Origin of the sequence: Mesorhizobium sp. B2-4-1 (assembly GCF_006442185.1) — a bacterium.
In the GTDB taxonomy this organism is placed as follows: Bacteria; Pseudomonadota; Alphaproteobacteria; order Rhizobiales; family Rhizobiaceae; genus Mesorhizobium.
In genome coordinates this window covers 45,850-63,391 of sequence record NZ_VFVN01000003.1, presented here as the reverse complement: position 1 = coordinate 63,391, position 17,542 = coordinate 45,850, and the positions used below count along the sequence as shown (strand labels likewise).

17 protein-coding genes are annotated in these 17,542 nt (G+C 63.4%); 8 read left to right on the top strand and 9 right to left on the bottom strand.

What is annotated here, in order from left to right:
- Positions 1-29 precede the first annotated feature (29 nt).
- The 4 genes from tsaA to FJ949_RS08625 all read left to right on the top strand — a co-directional run bounded on the left by tsaA (position 30) and on the right by FJ949_RS08625 (position 2,928).
- Positions 30-551 carry a tRNA (N6-threonylcarbamoyladenosine(37)-N6)-methyltransferase TrmO gene (gene tsaA, locus FJ949_RS08640; protein WP_140495164.1) on the top strand — a complete coding sequence of 174 codons (522 nt, stop codon included), beginning with the start codon at positions 30-32 and terminating at the stop codon, positions 549-551.
- Positions 551-865, top strand: coding sequence for a DUF2293 domain-containing protein (locus tag FJ949_RS08635; protein WP_140495859.1), 315 nt, complete (start codon positions 551-553; stop codon positions 863-865). Before tsaA ends, FJ949_RS08635 begins: the two co-directional genes overlap by 1 nt.
- Positions 866-996: 131 nt before the next feature.
- On the top strand, positions 997-1,953 hold the full coding sequence (locus tag FJ949_RS08630) for an aminotransferase class IV (protein WP_140495162.1): 957 nt from the start codon (positions 997-999) through the stop codon (positions 1,951-1,953).
- Between the two features lie 135 nt (positions 1,954-2,088).
- Positions 2,089-2,928, top strand: a complete 840-nt coding sequence (locus FJ949_RS08625) for an SDR family oxidoreductase (protein WP_140495160.1) — start codon at positions 2,089-2,091, stop codon at positions 2,926-2,928.
- 45 nt (positions 2,929-2,973) lie between these two features.
- On the opposite strand, the gene FJ949_RS08620 is transcribed toward FJ949_RS08625, so the two are convergent.
- On the bottom strand, positions 2,974-3,600 hold the full coding sequence (locus FJ949_RS08620; protein ID WP_140495158.1) for an MOSC domain-containing protein: 627 nt from the start codon (positions 3,598-3,600) through the stop codon (positions 2,974-2,976).
- Positions 3,601-3,780: 180 nt separating this feature from the next.
- Between FJ949_RS08620 and FJ949_RS08615 the strand changes: the two genes are divergently transcribed.
- On the top strand, positions 3,781-4,347 hold the full coding sequence (locus tag FJ949_RS08615; protein WP_140495156.1) for an isoprenylcysteine carboxylmethyltransferase family protein: 567 nt from the start codon (positions 3,781-3,783) through the stop codon (positions 4,345-4,347).
- A gap of 15 nt (positions 4,348-4,362) precedes the next feature.
- On the opposite strand, the gene FJ949_RS08610 is transcribed toward FJ949_RS08615, so the two are convergent.
- The 4 genes from FJ949_RS08610 to FJ949_RS08595 all read right to left on the bottom strand — a co-directional run bounded on the left by FJ949_RS08610 (position 4,363) and on the right by FJ949_RS08595 (position 9,438).
- Positions 4,363-5,484 (bottom strand): beta-ketoacyl-ACP synthase III, encoded by a 1,122-nt coding sequence (locus FJ949_RS08610; RefSeq protein ID WP_140495154.1) that lies wholly within the window; start codon positions 5,482-5,484, stop codon positions 4,363-4,365.
- 221 nt (positions 5,485-5,705) lie between these two features.
- A complete protein-coding gene (gene tam / locus FJ949_RS08605) occupies positions 5,706-6,488 on the bottom strand; it encodes a trans-aconitate 2-methyltransferase (RefSeq protein WP_224646765.1) in 783 nt (260 codons plus the stop codon).
- A gap of 115 nt (positions 6,489-6,603) precedes the next feature.
- The gene (ettA, locus tag FJ949_RS08600) at positions 6,604-8,253 is read right to left on the bottom strand and encodes an energy-dependent translational throttle protein EttA (RefSeq protein ID WP_140495150.1); all 1,650 of its coding nucleotides are present in this window, start codon (positions 8,251-8,253) and stop codon (positions 6,604-6,606) included.
- 177 nt (positions 8,254-8,430) lie between these two features.
- Complete coding sequence (locus tag FJ949_RS08595; protein ID WP_140495148.1) at positions 8,431-9,438, bottom strand: ribonuclease; 1,008 nt, start codon at positions 9,436-9,438, stop codon at positions 8,431-8,433.
- A gap of 187 nt (positions 9,439-9,625) precedes the next feature.
- Here FJ949_RS08595 and FJ949_RS08590 point away from each other — a divergent pair, with 187 nt between their 5' ends.
- The 3 genes from FJ949_RS08590 (at position 9,626) to FJ949_RS08580 (ending at position 13,457) form a co-directional block, all read left to right on the top strand.
- Positions 9,626-10,558, top strand: coding sequence for an alpha/beta hydrolase (locus FJ949_RS08590; protein WP_140495146.1), 933 nt, complete (start codon positions 9,626-9,628; stop codon positions 10,556-10,558).
- Between the two features lie 80 nt (positions 10,559-10,638).
- Positions 10,639-11,811, top strand: a complete 1,173-nt coding sequence (locus FJ949_RS08585; protein WP_140495144.1) for a CaiB/BaiF CoA-transferase family protein — start codon at positions 10,639-10,641, stop codon at positions 11,809-11,811.
- Positions 11,808-13,457, top strand: coding sequence for a thiamine pyrophosphate-binding protein (locus FJ949_RS08580; RefSeq protein ID WP_140495142.1), 1,650 nt, complete (start codon positions 11,808-11,810; stop codon positions 13,455-13,457). The genes FJ949_RS08585 and FJ949_RS08580 overlap by 4 nt, the downstream gene beginning before the upstream one ends.
- 87 nt (positions 13,458-13,544) lie before the next feature.
- On the opposite strand, the gene FJ949_RS08575 is transcribed toward FJ949_RS08580, so the two are convergent.
- From FJ949_RS08575 to FJ949_RS08560, 4 genes are all read right to left on the bottom strand, one after another.
- Positions 13,545-13,994, bottom strand: coding sequence for a CHRD domain-containing protein (locus FJ949_RS08575; protein ID WP_140495140.1), 450 nt, complete (start codon positions 13,992-13,994; stop codon positions 13,545-13,547).
- A gap of 184 nt (positions 13,995-14,178) precedes the next feature.
- Positions 14,179-15,150: an ABC transporter substrate-binding protein gene (locus tag FJ949_RS08570; RefSeq protein ID WP_140495139.1), complete on the bottom strand. Its 972-nt coding sequence runs from the start codon at positions 15,148-15,150 to the stop codon at positions 14,179-14,181.
- Between the two features lie 38 nt (positions 15,151-15,188).
- On the bottom strand, positions 15,189-16,322 hold the full coding sequence (locus FJ949_RS08565; RefSeq protein ID WP_140495137.1) for an ABC transporter permease: 1,134 nt from the start codon (positions 16,320-16,322) through the stop codon (positions 15,189-15,191).
- Positions 16,319-17,197, bottom strand: coding sequence for an ABC transporter permease (locus tag FJ949_RS08560; RefSeq protein WP_140495135.1), 879 nt, complete (start codon positions 17,195-17,197; stop codon positions 16,319-16,321). Before FJ949_RS08560 ends, FJ949_RS08565 begins: the two co-directional genes overlap by 4 nt.
- Positions 17,198-17,542 lie beyond the last annotated feature (345 nt).

The window sequence follows — 17,542 nt, the reverse complement described above, 5'->3', positions numbered from 1 at the left end:
AGACATGCGTCAACAAAAAGATGGATAAAATGACCGGGCGACGTGAGATGTTCGAGGCACGGGAGGGCGAGCAGAGGCTGGAGATCGATCCGGCGCTGATGCCGGCGGATGGCGGCGTCGTCTTCATCGGCCGTATCGCCTCGCCATGGACGACGCGCGAAACCTGCCCCAAAAACATGCGCGCAGCGCGCGAGACCCGACAGCCGGCAGCACTGACGATCGACCCACCCTACCGCGCCGGCCTGCAAGGGCTGGAGCGCGCCAGCCATCTCGTCATCCTGTCGTGGCTCCACCAGGCGCCGCGGACTCTGATCGTGCAGAAACCGCGCCATGCGGCTGAAGCAAAAGGTGTATTCGGTCTGCGCTCCCCTGCCCGACCGAACCCGATCGGCCTGCATGTGGCGAAACTGGTTGCGCTCGACCTCGCCACCGGGCGCATCGAGATCGACGCCATCGACGTGCTCGACGGCACCCCGGTGGTCGACATAAAACCCTATTTCGCATCGACCGATGCCTTCGCCGAGGCGACCATCGAAGGGCGCGACGAATGATGAAGGCGCCGACCGGCCGCCGCCGCGCCGTCGCGAAGGCGTTGACCGCGCTTCTGCCGCTGGCGCCCTATGCCGATATGGAGAAGATCCGAGCGGATGCCGGCTCCGTCCACATGAAGACCTTGCCGCCGACCATTGCCGTGTGGCTGGCGACGGTTGCCCATATCCGCCACGCCCATACCGACTACGAAAAGCTGCTCGCCGAAGGTTATGACCGCGACTCGGCGCGTTTCTTCGTCATCGAGCAGACCAATGTCGTGCTTACCCGCTGGCGCGCCACCCGCCTGCTCGACGCCGACGACGAGGATGATTGAAGCTGTTGCCGGTCCGGCACGGCGCTCGGTAGCATGGCTGGCAGCTTTTCACTTCGAGGACGAACGACGCCGGATGACTGGCTCTATGCCCTCTGCCTGACACCGATAGCCTGTGATGCAAGGAGGTGCCGATGAGCCAGACCGCACAGGATACACGGCCGCTGCCTGTGGTGAGCGACCGCCACGTCGACCCGCATGCTTATCCCGACGGCATCGCCTTCCTCGACGGCCAGTACCTGCCGATGTCGCAGGCCAAGATCTCGGTGCTGGATTGGGGATTCCTGCATTCCGATGCCACTTACGACACGGTGCATGTCTGGAACGGCTGTTTCTTCCGGCTTGACCTGCATCTCGACCGCTTCTTCGGCGGACTGGAGAAATTGCGCATGACGATCCCGTTCGACCGCGATGGCGTGACGGAGATCCTGCACGATTGCGTGGCACTGTCGGGACACAGCGCCGCCTATGTCGAAATGCTGTGCACGCGCGGCGCTTCCCCTACTTTCAGCCGCGATCCGCGCCAGGCGATCAACCGCTTCATGGCGTTTGCCGTGCCGTTCGGCTCGGTCGCCAATCCCGAGCAGTTACAGCGCGGCCTCAATGTCGCCATCAGCGACAAGGTGCGCATTCCGCCGGCCTCGATCGACCCGGCGATCAAGAACTACCACTGGCTCGACCTGGTGCGCGGCCTTTACGATGCCTATGACCGCGGCGCCGAGACAGCGCTCATTCTCGACTTCAACGGCAATGTCGCCGAAGGTCCGGGCTTCAACGTCTTCTGTATCAAGGACAACAAGCTCTCGACGCCAGCGATCGGAGTGCTACCCGGCATAACCCGCCGCACTGTCTTCGATCTCTGTGCGCTGGAAGGCCTCTTCGCCACCCCGGCGGACGTCAGTGTCGCGGCATTGCGCGAGGCCGACGAGGTCTTCATCACCTCTACCGCCGGCGGCATCATGCCGGTCACGATGATCGACGGCAGCCCAGTCGCGGACGGCAGGCCCGGCGCGATTACCGGCCGACTGATGGCGCTCTATTGGGACAAGCATAAGGATCCGGCCTGGTCGAGCGCTGTACGCTACCCCTGACCGGTCGCCGCTCCCGTCCAAATAATTCCGCCACCGCCTCTGGAAAGTCGCGGGACGCACCGTATATGGCACAAAGCGGAGAGGCCTCCACTTATCTCTGAAAAAATTCCAGCTTGCACGGGCAAGGACTTCATCATGACAAACAAGGTTTGGTTCATCACCGGATCGTCGAAAGGTTTTGGCCGGGTCTGGGCCGAGGCCGCGCTCGCTCGCGGCGACCGCGTCGCGGCAACCGCCCGCGATGCCGGCACACTCGCCGATCTCGTCGAGAAGTATGGCGACAACATCGCGGCGATAAAGCTCGACGTCACCGACAAGAAAGCCGTCGATGCCGCAATCACCGGGGCGCACAAGCGCTTTGGCCGGCTCGACGTCGTCGTCAACAATGCCGGCTATGGCCATTTCGGCGCCATCGAGGAGGTCAGCGAGCAGGAAGCCCGCGACCAGATCGAAACCAATGTGTTCGGCGCGCTGTGGGTCACCCAGGCCGCCTTGCCGATCATGCGGGCGCAGCGCTCCGGCCACATCATCCAGATCTCGTCAATCGGCGGCGTCAATGCCTTCGCCTCGCTTGGCCTCTACCACGCCTCGAAATGGGCGCTGGAAGCCTTCAGCCAGTCGCTGAGCCTCGAGGTCGCGGAGTTCGGCATCCATGTCACGCTGGTCGAGCCCGGCGGCTTCTCCACCGACTGGGCCGGTCCGTCGGCCAAGGTCTCCAAAGCGCTGGACGCCTATGCGCCCGTCCGCGCTGCCATGGCGGAGCGCCGCAGTCGCGCCGTGGCCGGCGATCCCGAGGCCACCGGACCGGCGATGCTGGCGATCGTCGACGCGGCCGAGCCACCTCTCAGAGTATTCTTCGGCGACGGCGGGCTGCCGATGATCAAGCAGGAATACGCCAACCGCATCGCCACCTGGGAAAAGTGGGACCATGTTTCGGTCATGGCGCAAGGCGCCAACAAGAACCGCAAGGCCTAGTCCGGGTCGCTCAGCCACGCCGTTTCGAGCGGCGTGGCTACCTCGTCAGGCGCGATAAATCCACTGCTCGGGCACCCGCACGGAGATTTCCTCGCCGGACCTGACGATTCCGGGCTTCTCGACCCAGCCTACAAGGCCCCGCAGCCGCTTGGCCACTTTCGGAAAGAGCAGCGCGGTGGCGTCATGGTCCGCCGCCCGGACATGCTCGGCGATCGATTGCCCGGCGACGCGGCATGGCTTGTTCTGGGCATCGATCTTGATCGTCACGCCGCCCTGGAAGAACAGCAGCGAGCCGGATGGCAACATCGAAAGATGCGGCACCCCTTCGATCAGCAAATTGGCGCCGATCCACTCGGGCTTGATCTCCTCTAGGCCCATGCGTTCGGCGACCAGCGCGAGTTCGTCCGCCGCCACCAGCGACAACTGCCTCTCGTTGCGCATCTCGGTGCCGCGCGGATACCACGGTTCGCGCCCGCCGGAGCGTCGCGCTATCCCGGCATGAAAATCGCCGGCTATACCGTCGAAGCCCAGCTGCAATTTCTCGACCGCCTTGGTTTCGAAATGGTCGAACGGAGCGGCATAGAGCGCCACCGCCCTTGCCGCCAGCCTGCGGCCCGGCACGATGTCGACCGTCAGGTCCGCCGGAAAAAGCTCGAAGTTGGTTTCCTGCATCAGTCTCGTCTAGAGGCCCTGCGCAATGCGGTCCAGTCGAAAGCGCTGATGATCCGATCACGCCGTTTGATGCCGATCACGACTTTCTTACCGGAAACGCCGTTGCGGTCCTCAGCGCGCCGCATTGCCGCCGCGCCGCCGGCATAGACGATGGCGCCAGATCGGGAGGAGGTTCGGGTCATGCAGGTGGGACACGCCGTTGCCGCGCTCTGGTTGTTCTGGCTGGTATCGTGGATCCTTGCCGCTTCATGGGCCGATCCCGTGCGCAAGCGGGCGGATTTCAGGGCGGAGGCGCGATATCGGGTTCTCTGGCTCGCCGGTACCGTCCTGCTGTTCGTTCCGGCGCACGGCTATGTGGGTCGGCTTCGGCTCTGGACACCGACGCTCACCCAAGCCTGGATTTGCGTCGCCCTGATCGCCATCGGCATCGCCTGTGCATGGTGGGCCCGCCTGCATCTCGGCCGGCTGTGGTCCAGCACGGTAACGGCCAAGGCCGATCATCGCATCATCGACACCGGCCCTTACGCGCTTGTCCGTCATCCGATCTATACGGGCCTGCTGCTTTCGATCCTCGCCACCGTGGCCGTCAAGGGCACGGTATGGGGCGTCGCGGGCGCCGCCCTGCTGCTTGTCGGGATCGTCATCAAGGCGAGGCTGGAGGAAAGTTTCCTGCGCGGCGAGCTTGGGCCCGCCTATGACGACTACGCGCGCCGCGTGCCGATGCTCGTTCCCTTTTCGCCGGCCTGAAGCGGCAAGCGCGTCCTACAGCATCCGCAGCAGCGCGCCGCCGATCGAATACCCCGCGCCGAAAGCGCAGATCAGCCCGAAGTCGCCCGCCTTCATGTCGGCATGGTTCTCCGACAGCGCGACGATGGCGCCGGCGCCCGCCGTGTTGCCGAGACGCTCCAGCACCATGGGCGCGCGGTCATGATCGACCTCGTGGCCGAATGAGAGTTTCAGGATCATGGCGTTCATGCGCGCATTGGCCTGGTGCAGCCAGAAGCGTCGCACCGCCTGCGGCGTCAGGCCGTGCTCGGCCAGGAACTCCACGATGAATTTGTGCCCAGCGACGGTGACTTCCTTGAACACCTTGTTGCCGACCTGCTTGATCAGATTGCCCTCCAGATCGATCCTGTAGGGATCGTCCTGTGCGGTGCGGGTGTGGTAGCCGAGATTGGTGCGGATGTTGTTCGACATCTGCGTCCAGATGCGCGTGTCGAGCACTTCGAAACGTCCCGGCCGTTTCTCGCCGAGTGCCAGCCCTTCGACCACCATCGACACCGAGGCGTCGCCGAAGATGAAATGCGTCTGCCGGTCGCGGAAATTGAGATGGCCGGTGATGATCTCGGGCGTCGTCACTAGGATGCGCTTGTGGGCGCCCGCACGCACGAGATTGACCGCCATGTGAAGTGCCGCCGCGGCGGATGAGCAGCCGAGCCCCATGTCGAAGCCCGCCCCCCTGGTGCCCAGGGCCTGCTGCATCTCGATGGCGATCGCCGGATAGGGCCGCTGGTGGTGCGAGGCCGAACAGATCACCAAATCGATATCGGACGGCTTCAGCCCGGCATGATCGAGGGCCTTGCGGGCCGAAGCTATGCCGAACTCGGCCTCCAGCGACAGCGCATCGTCCGGCCGCGCCGGAATGCGTGGTGCCATACGGGTCGGGTCGAGTATGCCTTCGCGCTCGATCACATGACGGCTGCGCACGCCCGAGGCGTGGACGATGAAATCGCTGTCCGATTTCTGCAGCAGCGGCTGGTCCGTGCCCGACCGGCGCGCGTTTTCCGTGTCGACCCAGCTGTTGAAACTGGCGACCAGTTCCTCATTGCTGATCTCAGGCTCGGGGATTTCGACGCCGATACCGCTGATGATGACGCGATGCATGTCCAGTCCGTCCCATCCGCAGGCGTTCAGGGGCTTTGATGTGGGCGTAAGGGAGGCCCGGCGCAACCCTTGTCGCATTGAGCCGGTTTATGCCAGCTTAAACCGGTTCCCGCGTCCCCTCACCATGCGCACAGTTTGGTGTTGGTCTGTGAGTTGTTCCAGCATGCGCCGTCGTCGCGGCTGCACACGAACTGCCTCGGCTTCTCATCGACGTTGGTCGTTCAAGCCCGCTTGGCGACAATGAAGATGCGCGGGAAACGCAACAGCACCTTGCCATTTGCGGTCTTCTCATAGGCCTTGGCGATCCTGGCCGTGTAGCTTTCGAGGAACAGCATCTTCTCGTCCGCATCGAGCGGGTCGACAAAAGGCTTCAAGCCCGTCGACTTCACCCATTCGACGATCGCCTCGGCGTCGGCCAGCGGATGGTTGTAGATCGTATGCCAGATGTCGAGCCGGTCCGAGAGCGGCGACAACAGATCATAGTAGAACGACACCGGCGGCAGCGGCGCGCGCGCCGCCCCTTTCAGCTTGGCTGCGAACGGCATTTCGGCGGCGGTCTCGCGCATCAGCCTGTGGGAATCCTCGCCCATATTGTCTGGCATCTGCACGGCGAGCGCGCCGCCGGGCGCAAGAAAACCCATCAGCCGCTGGAAGACATCAGGATGTTCCGGCAGCCACTGGAACACGGCATTGGCGAAGATCACATCGACCGGTTGAGCCGGCGCCCATGTCGAGGCATCGGCAAGGTCGAAGCTGACATTGGGCAGGCGTGCCCTAGCCTTCTCGATCATGTCGGGAGACGTGTCGAAGCCGCTCACCTGTGCATCCGGCCAGCGCGCGACCAGAAGCTCCGTCGAATTGCCCGGCCCGCAGCCTATGTCGACAACCCTGCGGGGGAAGTCGACCGGCACCTGCGCCACCAAGTCGCGCGCAGGACGCGTGCGCTCGTCCTCGAACTTCAAATATTGGGCGGCGGACCAATCGGGCTTTGCTGGGCTGTTCAACGGTAAGACCTCGCGGCGGTTGCCACCTTCCATGACCGGCGCGACAAGCCGGCTATCCCAATTGGGTGACGATCCCGTCGTCGCCGACCCGGAACCGCCACTGCAATAACGGCCCTTACCGCGTCAGCCTCTTATGCGTCATGCGGTGCGGGGCCGCCGCCTCCGCGCCCAGGCGGCGAAGCTTGTCCTTCTCATACTCCTCGAAATTGCCTTCGAACCATTCGACATGCGCGTCGCCCTCGAAGGCGAGCATGTGGGTCGCCATGCGATCGAGGAACATGCGGTCGTGGCTGATGATGACAGCGCAGCCGGCATAGGCTTCCAGCGCATCTTCGAGTGCGCTCAGCGTCTCGGTGTCGAGGTCGTTGGTCGGTTCGTCGAGCAAAAGCACATTGCCGCCGCCTTTGAGCATCTTGGCCAGATGCACGCGGTTGCGTTGGCCGCCCGAAAGGTTGCCGACCTTCTGCTGCTGATCGCCGCCACGGAAGTTGAAGGACGAGCAATAGGCGCGGCTGTTGACCTCGTGCTTGCCAAGCTTGATGACTTCGGCGCCACCGGAGATTTCTTCCCACACCGTCTTGTTCGGGTCCAGCGCGTCACGGCTCTGGTCGACATAGCCGAGCTTGACCGTCTCGCCGATGCGGATCGACCCCGCATCAGGCTTTTCCTGGCCAGTGAAGGTCTTGAACAGCGTCGTCTTGCCGGCGCCGTTCGGGCCGATGACGCCGACAATGCCGCCCGGCGGCAGCCTGAACGACAGATCCTCGATCAAAAGCTCATCGCCGAAGCCCTTGGTGAGCCCTTCAACCTCGATGACGACATTGCCGAGGCGCTCGCCCGACGGAATGACGATCTGCGTGTCGGTCGGCTTGCGATTCTGCGACTGCTCGACCAGTTCCTCATAGGCCTTGATACGGGCCTTGGACTTGGTCTGGCGCGCCTTCGGCGAGGATTGGATCCACTCACGCTCGCGCCAGATCGACTTCTGGCGGGCGTCGTCCTCTCGGCCTTCCTGGATTAGGCGCTTGGCCTTGGCGTCGAGATATTTGGTGTAGTTGCCCTCGTAAGGGATGCCACGGCCGCGATCGAGCTCGAGGATCCATCCCGTGACGTTGTCGAGGAAGTAGCGGTCGTGGGTGATGATCAGCACCGAGCCCGGATAGTCGCGCAGGTGCTTTTCCAGCCACGCCGTGGTCTCGGCGTCGAGATGGTTGGTCGGCTCGTCGAGCAAAAGCAGGTCGGGCTGTTCCAGGAGCAGCCGGCACAGCGCAACGCGGCGGCGCTCGCCGCCTGACAGATTGGTCACCTCGGAATCGGCCGGCGGGCACTGCAGCGCGTCCATCGCCATCTCGACCTGCTGCTCGAGGTCCCAAAGGTTGAGCCGATCCATCTCGTCCTGGAGCTTGGCCGACTCGTCCGCCGTCTCGTCGGAATAGTTCATCATCAATTCGTTGTAGCGCTCGATGATGGCGGTCTTCCTGCCGACGCCGTCCATGACGTTTTCACGCACGGTCTTGCTGTTGTCGAGCTGCGGCTCCTGCGCCAGGTAGCCCACGGTCGCGCCTTCGGCCAGCCACGCCTCGCCCTGGAACTCCTTGTCGAGCCCGGCCATGATGCGCAGGATGGTCGACTTACCCGAGCCGTTAGGACCGAGAATGCCGATCTTGGCATCCGGGTAGAAGGACAGATGAACGTTATCGAGCACCTTCTTGGTGCCGTAGGCCTTTGACAGGCCTGACATGTGATAGATGAACTGGCGTGCCACGCGCGCTTTCCCTGAAAAACTGACTGATTTGTCGATCTGAATGGAGGTTGGCCGCTATGTAGGCGATGCGGAGCCGAACGGCAATCGCTTTCGCCGCATCGAACCGATCACAGGCCGTACTAACGACAGGCGCTGGCGTTGCCCCGGCCTGCCTGCCGGCTGGAATGAGCTCAGGACCTACTGGAACCCGATCGCGTCGACGGTTCCGGTCGGGCAACCGGCTTTGTTGGTCGGCACCGAGGCCAGCAGCAGGTCCTTGAGCGAGCTGTTTGGGCCGATCGGACCGGCAAGGCCGAGCGTCAACTCTCCGATCAGCCGCCGGCCGCTCGACGGATCGATGACACAGGAGACGCGCACGCGATCGCCGGCGCCGGCGCCAAAGGCCTGGTCGAAGGCGCCGCGGATCTGGTCCGCTGTCAGCTTGCCGCCGATGTTCTTGGCGAAGAGATCGCGCACCGCTGAGCCGTTCACCGCGCGCATCAGGCCGAGTGCGTCGGAAAAATACTCCCGCTGGTTCTTGCCGTAGCAGGTGCCGTGCTTGATCCATTCATGCCGCTCCAACTGCGAAGCGGTGCCCGGCATCACCTTGTCGAGTTCCGTGCGCGTGCCGGCGTCCAAATTGACAGGCGGAAGATCCTTCCAGTGCGCCGGACTGTCGTTGGCCTTGTCGCTGGCCGGTACCTGGCAATAGAAGTTCCCGTTCGGCTGCGGCCACAGGCCGTGCAAGGTGAAGTTGCTGGCATCGAATTCATTCGGGTTTTGTGCCTTGCATTCGCTCTTGCTGGACTTGGTCTCGCAAAAAGCCGGCTGCCAGCTCAGCGCGAAGACATATTCGGGTTTTCCCGATGCCGCAGGCTTGCCCTGCCCGCCGGGGGTCGCCGGCAGCGTTGCTGCGCTGCTGCCGGAGAGATGTCCGCAACTGACCTTCACCCAGCGCCGATCCGGATCTGCGCTCGGCACCAGGATGAGATAGTGCGTCGGCGCATCCTTGTTGCCCGCCAGCAGCTGATAGCTCTGTCCGGCATCAGTCGAGACATTGCCGGGATTCTTGCCGTTCTTGATGGCTTGCGTCGCCGGACAGGAGGCGTCGGCAACGAAGGTGCCACTCATCCTGACGTCGGCATGGGCCGCACCCGTTAACGATGCCGCCAACATGGCCAATCCGAAAACAACAGCAATGCGCATGGGGAATCCTTGGGTGAAAAAGGTGGGCGACAGACTGAAGCTGTGTCCATGTCAGAATTGCGATATTCCACCGGCCAAATGCAAGAAACATCATCGCGAGAAATCCGGAAGGGCGGATTGACGCTGAACCGGCCGCGGCGCAAACAAGGCTGGCGCCACCGAGGCGGGCCAGGGTGGAAATCACTGAATGTCATTCAGCCAGCAGCGCATGGTCCGTTCGCCGACCGGCGCCGACCTCAATCTTCTGGTCCGGCAGGCCGACGGCCATCCGCGCGCCGTCATCCAGATCAATCACGGGCTCGCAGAACATGCGGCGCGCTATGATCGTTTTGCCGATTTCCTGGGCGCGCGCGGCTTTAGCGTCTATGTTCACGATCATCGCGGCCATGGCGCAACGAAGGCGCCCGACGCACCGCTGGGCAGGTTCGCGCATGAGGACGGCCCCGCCAAGGTCATCGCCGATGTCGGCGCCATCCATGATCTCATCGCCGGGGAGCAGCCCGGCCTACCTATCATCCTGTTCGGCCATTCGATGGGCGCGTCCGTGGCGCTGAACTTTCTCCTGGCGCATTCGAACCGCGTTCACGCCGCCGCCATCTGGAATGGCAATTTTTCAGCTGGCCTGCTCGGGCAGGTGGCGCTCGGCATCCTTGCATGGGAGAGGATGCGGCTCGGCTCGGATGTCCCATCGCGTCTGCTGCCGAAACTCACCTTCCAGGCCTGGGGCAAGGCGGTGCCCAACCACCGCACCTTGTTCGACTGGCTGTCACGCGATCCCGCCGAGGTCGACAAATACATCGCCGACCCGCTATGCGGCTGGGACGCCTCGGTGTCGATGTGGCGCGATGTCGTGCAGATGGCGCTCAATGGCGGCAGGGACGCCGGTTTCGTCGGCGTTCGGCGCGACCTCCCCGTCAGCGTCGTGGGGGGCGAAAAAGACCCTGCCTCGGATTATGGCAAGGGGATCATCCAGCTTGCCGGACGCATGCGCAAAATGGGCTTTTCGAATCTCGTTTCAAAGGTTTACAGCGAGACCCGCCACGAAAGCCTGAACGAGGTGAATCGCGACATCGTCATGGACGATTTCGCAGCGTGGGCCGAAACCGCCTTGAAGCGATGAAGCGTTGGCCCATCGCAAGAGCCGTGACAGCGGCAATCTCTGTTGATAGAGGCTTCGGTTCCGACCAATTCTGGTGATCTATGGCTGAGCCCCCGCTGAAAGGCGTCCGCGTCGTCGAACTCGCCCGCATCCTTGCCGGGCCTTGGGCCGGGCAGTTGCTTGCCGATCTCGGCGCCGACGTCATCAAGGTCGAAAGCCCTGATGGCGGCGACGACACCCGCAAATGGGGCCCGCCCTTCGTCATGGGCAAGGATGGCGAGAACCTGTCGGCCGCCTATTACCATTCCTGCAATCGCGGCAAGCGCTCCATCGCCATTGATTTTTCGACACCGCAGGGCGCCGAAACCGTGCGCCGGCTGGTGACAACGTCTGACGTGCTGATCGAAAACTTCAAGCTTGGCGGCTTGAAGAAATACGGGCTCGACTATGAGGGCCTGCGCAAGATCAATCCGCGCCTCGTTTATTGCTCGATCACCGGATTCGGCCAGGACGGTCCCTACGCGCCGCGCGCCGGCTACGACTTCATCATCCAGGGCATGGCCGGCATGATGTCGATCACCGGCGAGGCGGGACGCGAGCCGCAGAAGGCCGGCGTCGCCATCTCGGACATCTTCACTGGCCTCTATTCCGTCATCGCCATCCAGGCGGCACTTCGCCACGCCGAAAAAACCGGCGAAGGCCAGCACATCGACATGGCATTGTTCGACACCCAGATCTCGGCGCTCGGCAATCAGAACCTCAACTATCTCGTCTCCGGCAAGTCGCCTGTGCAGATGGGCAACGCGCATATGAACATCGCGCCCTACGAGGTGCTGCCGGTCCGGGACGGTCACATCATCCTGGCGGTCGGCAATGACGGCCAGTTCGCCAGGTTCTGCGCGGTGGTCGGGCTGGACGAATTGCCCGGCAATCCCGATTTCGCCACCAATCCGGCCCGCGTCGCCAACCGGGCGGCGCTACGCGAGCGGATCGTCGAGGCGCTGAAGACCAAGGATCGCGACCCGCTGCTGGCCAAGCTGGAAGCGGCCAGCGTGCCGGCGAGCCCGATCAACACGATCGGACAGATGTTCGCCGACCCGCAGGCGATCGCGCGCGGCATGCGGCTCGACCTCGACGACGGCCATGGCAATCTTCTGCCGTCGGTTCGCGCACCGATGATCATGTCCCAAACACCGCTCGTCTATGAGCGCCCCTCGCCCCGCCTGGGCGAACATACTGACGAAATCCTTGCCGAACTGGAGAGAGCAAAATGAAAACCGGCGGACAATTGATCGTCGACGCGCTCGAGGCCAACGGCACCGACCGTATCTTCTGCGTGCCAGGCGAATCCTACCTCGCGGTGCTCGACGCGCTGCACGATTCGGCGATCCGCACCATCGTCTGCCGCCAGGAGGGTGGCGCCGCCATGATGGCCGACTGCCAAGGCCGCCTGACCGGCAAACCCGGTATCTGCTTCGTCACCCGCGGCCCCGGCGCCACCAATGCCTCCGCCGGCATCCATATCGCCATGCAGGATTCGGTTCCCGTGATCCTGTTCATCGGCCAGGTCGCCAGCCACGCCAAGCAGCGCGAGGCCTTCCAGGAAGTGGACTATGTCAGGTTCTTTGGCGACATCGCAAAATGGGTGGTAGAGATCGACGATGCGTCGCGTATTCCCGAATTCGTCACCCGCGCCTTTGCCGTGGCGACCTCCGGACGCCCAGGTCCCGTCGTCATCTCGCTGCCGGAAGACATGCTGACCAGTGTCGTCGATGCACCGGCCGCGATCGCCTACACCCCGGTCGAGACCAGCCCCGCCGAAGCCGAACTCGACCGGCTCGAGGCGCTGCTCAATGCCGCCAAACGACCGATCGCGATCCTGGGCGGCACACGTTGGGATTTCCAGGCTGTTCAGGAAATCACCCGCATCGCCGAGGCGTGGTCGCTACCGGTCGGCTGCTCCTTCCGCCGCCAGATGCTGTTCGATCATCTGCACCCGAACTATGCCGGCGATGTCGGCATCGGCATCAACCCGAAGCTGGCGACAGCAATCAAGCAGGCCGATCTGGTGCTGCTGATCGGCGGCCGCATGGGCGAGATGCCGTCCTCGGACTATACGCTGCTGAAGAGCCCCTACCCTGACCAGACGCTGGTCCATGTCCACCCCGATGCCGGCGAACTAGGCCGCGTCTACCGTCCAACGCTTGCGATCAACGCCTCGCCCGCCGCCTTCGTGCGCGCCTTCGCCAACCGGAAGGGACCGGCATCGCCGGGCTGGGCGGCGGAGACGGCAAAGCTCCATGCCGCTTATCTCGACTGGTCGACCCCACCGGAAAGCGGTCCGGGCGCCGTCCAGATGGGGCCGATCATGACCTATCTCGAAACGGTGCTGCCCGACGATGCCATCCTGACCAACGGCGCCGGCAACTACGCCACGTGGGTGCACCGCTTCCATCGCTTCCGCCGCTTTGCCACACAGGGCGCGCCGACCTCAGGCTCGATGGGTTACGGAACGCCGGCGGCGGTAGCGGCCAAGGCGCTTTATCCGGATCGCACCGTAGTCGCTTTCGCCGGCGACGGCTGCTTCCTGATGAACGGGCAGGAATTCGCCACCGCCGTACAATACGGGTTGCCGATCATCGTCATCGTCGTCAATAATGGCATCTACGGCACCATCCGCATGCACCAGGAGCGTGAATACCCCGGGCGGGTGGTGGCCACGGACCTCAAGAATCCGGACTTCGCCGCCCTGGCGCGTGCCTATGGTGGCCATGGCGAAACGGTGGAGAAAACCGCCGACTTCGCCCCTGCCTTCGAGCGTGCTCGCGCCAGCGGCAAGCCGGCAATCGTCGAAATCCGGCTCGATCCGGAGGCAATCACCCCGACCCGAACGATGACGCAGATAAGAGACAAGGCCTGAAAGTCGGTTTCCGGCAGGAGAAAGGGCGGCGCTGTCCCGCAAAGCTTTCGCAAGCAAATACGGGCGCGCGCCCCGAGCGACGTCGCGTTACATCGACGCCGCCGCCTTTTCGATCTGACCGCGGATCTCGCCGTCCTTGTTGGCGGCGGTGTGGATGTTGACGTAATATTTGCCGGCTTCCAGATCGGTCACCTGCGTATCGGTCAATGTCGCCGATCCCTTGATCGGGCTCTTGAGTTTTTTGAACGGGATTACGGGGTCCGCATTTTCCCCCTTCGCGGCCGGGCCATGAATATGTGCGGCCGTCGCCGGCCCGCTGAGGCCGGAGTATTTGACGTTCCAACTGAGTTTCTTCTTGGCGGTGTCAAAGGTGAATGTGGCGGTTCCCTTGCCCTTGGTGGTAACGGGTGGGCTCTGCTGGCTGCCATCGAGCGTCGCCTCGAACTTCATCATGTCGGCCAGGGCCGGCGACGCGAACAGGAAAGCGGTCGAAATGGCCAGCGCCGAAAGCGTCGGCAAGACGGTCTGTGTGCGCATGAAGAACCTCCGATTGGCTGTAGCATCCGCCGTGGCTCCCCGCACGCGCATGCCTCCGACGCAACGCTCGGCCGCCCCAATGTATCCAGGCACACGCTTTTGTGATTTGGCCGCATGAAAAAGGGGCGGTCGCCCGCCCCTCCAACATCGTCCATCAAGCCCCGTCACGAGGCCGCTTTGAGGCCTACTTGATCGCCTTGTCGGTGATCGCGGTGGTATAGGCGCCCTTCGGCTCCTTGGTGATGATCTTCTGGTCGAGCAACGCCTTGGCGGTACGCTCATAGGTCGCCGGGTCGAGCTTGCCGTCGGCATTGTCGATGAGCTTGGCGACTTCGCTCATCATACGCTTCTGGTGGTTCTCGTCCTGGCCGCCACCATCCATGACGATCTCCGCCGCTTCGTCATTGTTGTCGACGGCGTATTTCCAACCCTTCATCGAGGCGCGCACGAAACGCACCATCTTGTCCTCGAAGGCCGGATCCTTGAGCTTGTCCTCCGAGGCATAAAGCCCGTCCTCGAGCAGGTCGTTGCCCATCGCCGAGTAGTTGAACACGGTGAGTTGCTCCGGCTTGTAGCCGGCGTCGATCAGCTGCCAATATTCATTGTAGGTCATGACCGAGATGCAATCCGCCTGCTTCTGAATCAGCGGCTGCACGTCAAAGCTCTGCTTGAGAACGGTGACGCCGTCCGGGCCGCCATCGGTCTTTAGGCCAAGCTTGTTCATCCAGGCGTAGAACGGATATTCGTTGCCGAAGAACCAGACGCCGAGCGTGTGGCCCTTGAAGTCGGCTTCGGTCTTGATCGGGCCGTCTTTCGGACAGACCAGTTCCATGCCGGCCTTCTTGAACGGCTGGGCGATGTTGACCAGCGGCACGCCCTTTTCGCGGGCTGCCAGCGCCCCCCCCATCCAGTCGACGATAACATCGGCGCCGCCGCCGGCGATCACCTGCTCGGGCGCAATGTCGGGACCGCCCGGCTTGATGTCGACGTCGAGACCCTCGGCCTCGTAGAAGCCCTTCGCCTTGGCGACGTAATAGCCGGCAAACTGGGCCTGCGTGACCCATTTCAGCTGCAACGTCACCTTGTCGGCGGCCATTGCCTGGAACGCGGCCAGCGACATCGCGCCGGCCAGTACAGGAACAATCAGTCTTTTCATTTTTTTCCCTCTGGAGTTAGTGCCCAAACCCACCGCCCCTATCCACCACGGACAGAGGGATGCCAAAACGTGACGGCTCTTTCGACAAGAGCGACCACACCATAAAAGACCGAACCCGCAAGGGCTGCAACTGCGATTTCGGCCCAGACCATGTCGATGTTCATCCGTCCGACTTCGGTCGAGATGCGGAAGCCCATGCCGACGACGGGCGTGCCGAAGAACTCGGCGACGATGGCGCCGATCAGCGCCAGCGTCGAGTTGATCTTCAGCGCGTTGAAGATGAAGGGAGCGGCGGCCGGCAGCCTGAGCTTGATAAGCGTCGGCCAGTAGCCCGACGCATAGGTGCGCATCAGGTCGCGCTCCATATGGCCGGACGCGGCCAGACCGGCGACGGTGTTCACCAGCATCGGGAAGAAGGTCATGATGATGACGACAGCCGCCTTGGACTGCCAGTCGAAGCCGAACCACATCACCATGATCGGCGCCACGCCGATGATCGGCAGCGCCGAGACCATGTTGCCGATGGGCAGCAGGCCGCGCCGCAGGAACGGCACCCGGTCGGCGAGAATGGCCGTGACAAAGCCGGCGCCGCTGCCCACGACATATCCGAAGATAACAGCCTTGAAGATGGTCTGCCGGACATCGGCGCCAAGGATCGGCAGCGAACTGGCGATGCGCGCGCCGATGGCGCTCGGCGGCGGCAACAGGATGAACGGGATGCCGGCGCCACGCGTCACCGCTTCCCAGATGATCAGGATCCAGGCGCCGAAGATGGCGGGGATGATCAGGCGCAGCGCCGTGTCCCAGGTCCGGCTAACGGGCCTGATCGTGGACAGCAAGGTCACGCAGCGCCAAGCGAGCAGCCAGCAGGCGGCGAGCAACATATAAGTGTCGGGGCCGGCGAGACCATTCGCAGGTGCGATCAAGAACAGCAGGAATGTTGCGGTGTGCGCCAATACAAATTGTATCGGAGCCACGATTCTGGCGCCCCCCCGGGTCGCATCATAAAGGCATGCAATGATGATGATGAGAGCGACAAGCCCGGCAATCGTCACGTATATGACACCTCCTTCCTCGTTTCCGGCAAAAAACTCGTTCGCAGGCAAGGAAAAGAGCGATGCGGCCGCTAGCAAGCTGGCAAGGACACATTGCCACGAGGGTAGGTACTTCATGCCGGCCTCCCGCCCATGGCGCGGTCGACGAGGCGCCCGGCAATGCCGACCACCATGACCAGCAGCGCGGCCACGATCGAGCCCGCGACAAGCGCCGACCAGATGTCGATGGACTGGCTGTAATAGGCGCCAGCGAGCAGCTTGGCGCCGATGCCGGCGACGGCGCCCGTCGGCAGTTCGCCGACAATGGCGCCGACCAGACTGGCCGCCACCGCCACCTTCATCGAGGTGAACAGGAACGGCACCGAGGCCGGCACGCGCAGCTTCCAGAAGGTCTGTGCACGGCTGGCATTGTAGGTGTGCATCAGGTCGAGATGCATGATCTCGGGCGAGCGCAGGCCTTTCACCATGCCAACCGTCACCGGGAAGAACGACAGATAGGTCGAAATCATCGCCTTCGGGATCAGGCCGGTGATGCCGATCGCCGCCAGCACCACGATGATCATCGGCGCCACCGCCAGGATCGGGATGGTCTGCGAGGCGATGATCCATGGCATCAGGCTGCGGTCGAGCGTCGCCACATGTACGATGCCCACCGCGATGATGATGCCGAGCGCCGTGCCGAAGGCAAAGCCCAGCAGCGTCGAGGACAGCGTCACCCAGGCATTGTAGACCAGGCTGCGGTTCGAAGTGACGTTGCGCAGGAACGTGTTCTCGAAAAAGTTCACCGCCACCTGGTGCGGCGCCGGCAGCGTCGGCTTCGGCTGCGAGAGCGTCTTGCCGATGAACTCGACGGTGCCGGGCGTTTCGTTGGCACGTTGGTCGAGATCGCGCTGGAACGGCGTGTTGAGTATGACGGCGAAGACGTACCAGAGTACGACCACGCCGGCGAGGATGGAGGTTACCGGGATGACCTTTGAGCGGAAGGTGTCCATCTAGCGCCGCCCTTCTCCTCTCCCCACCGGGGAGAGGGTGGCCGGAGCGAAGCGGAGGTCGGGGGCCCTTGCCTTCGTCATCCTAGGGCGAAGCAAGGAGCGAAGCGACGCGGCGCAGACCCTAGAATTCATGCCGTTACCTCTCCGCTCCGCGACCATTCGGAATATGGCTCCCTCCGCGCCGCTTAGCCTGCCGAATATTCTCGACTGTTTGCGCCTTTCGGCAGGCGTCACGGCATGGATCCTAGGGTCTACGTATGCCGCTTCGCGGCTACTCCGCCCTAGAATGACGAAGGCGTAGGTGGCCGCTCCTTCGTGAGGTGGAGGCGCCTTTCGGGGCGCTGC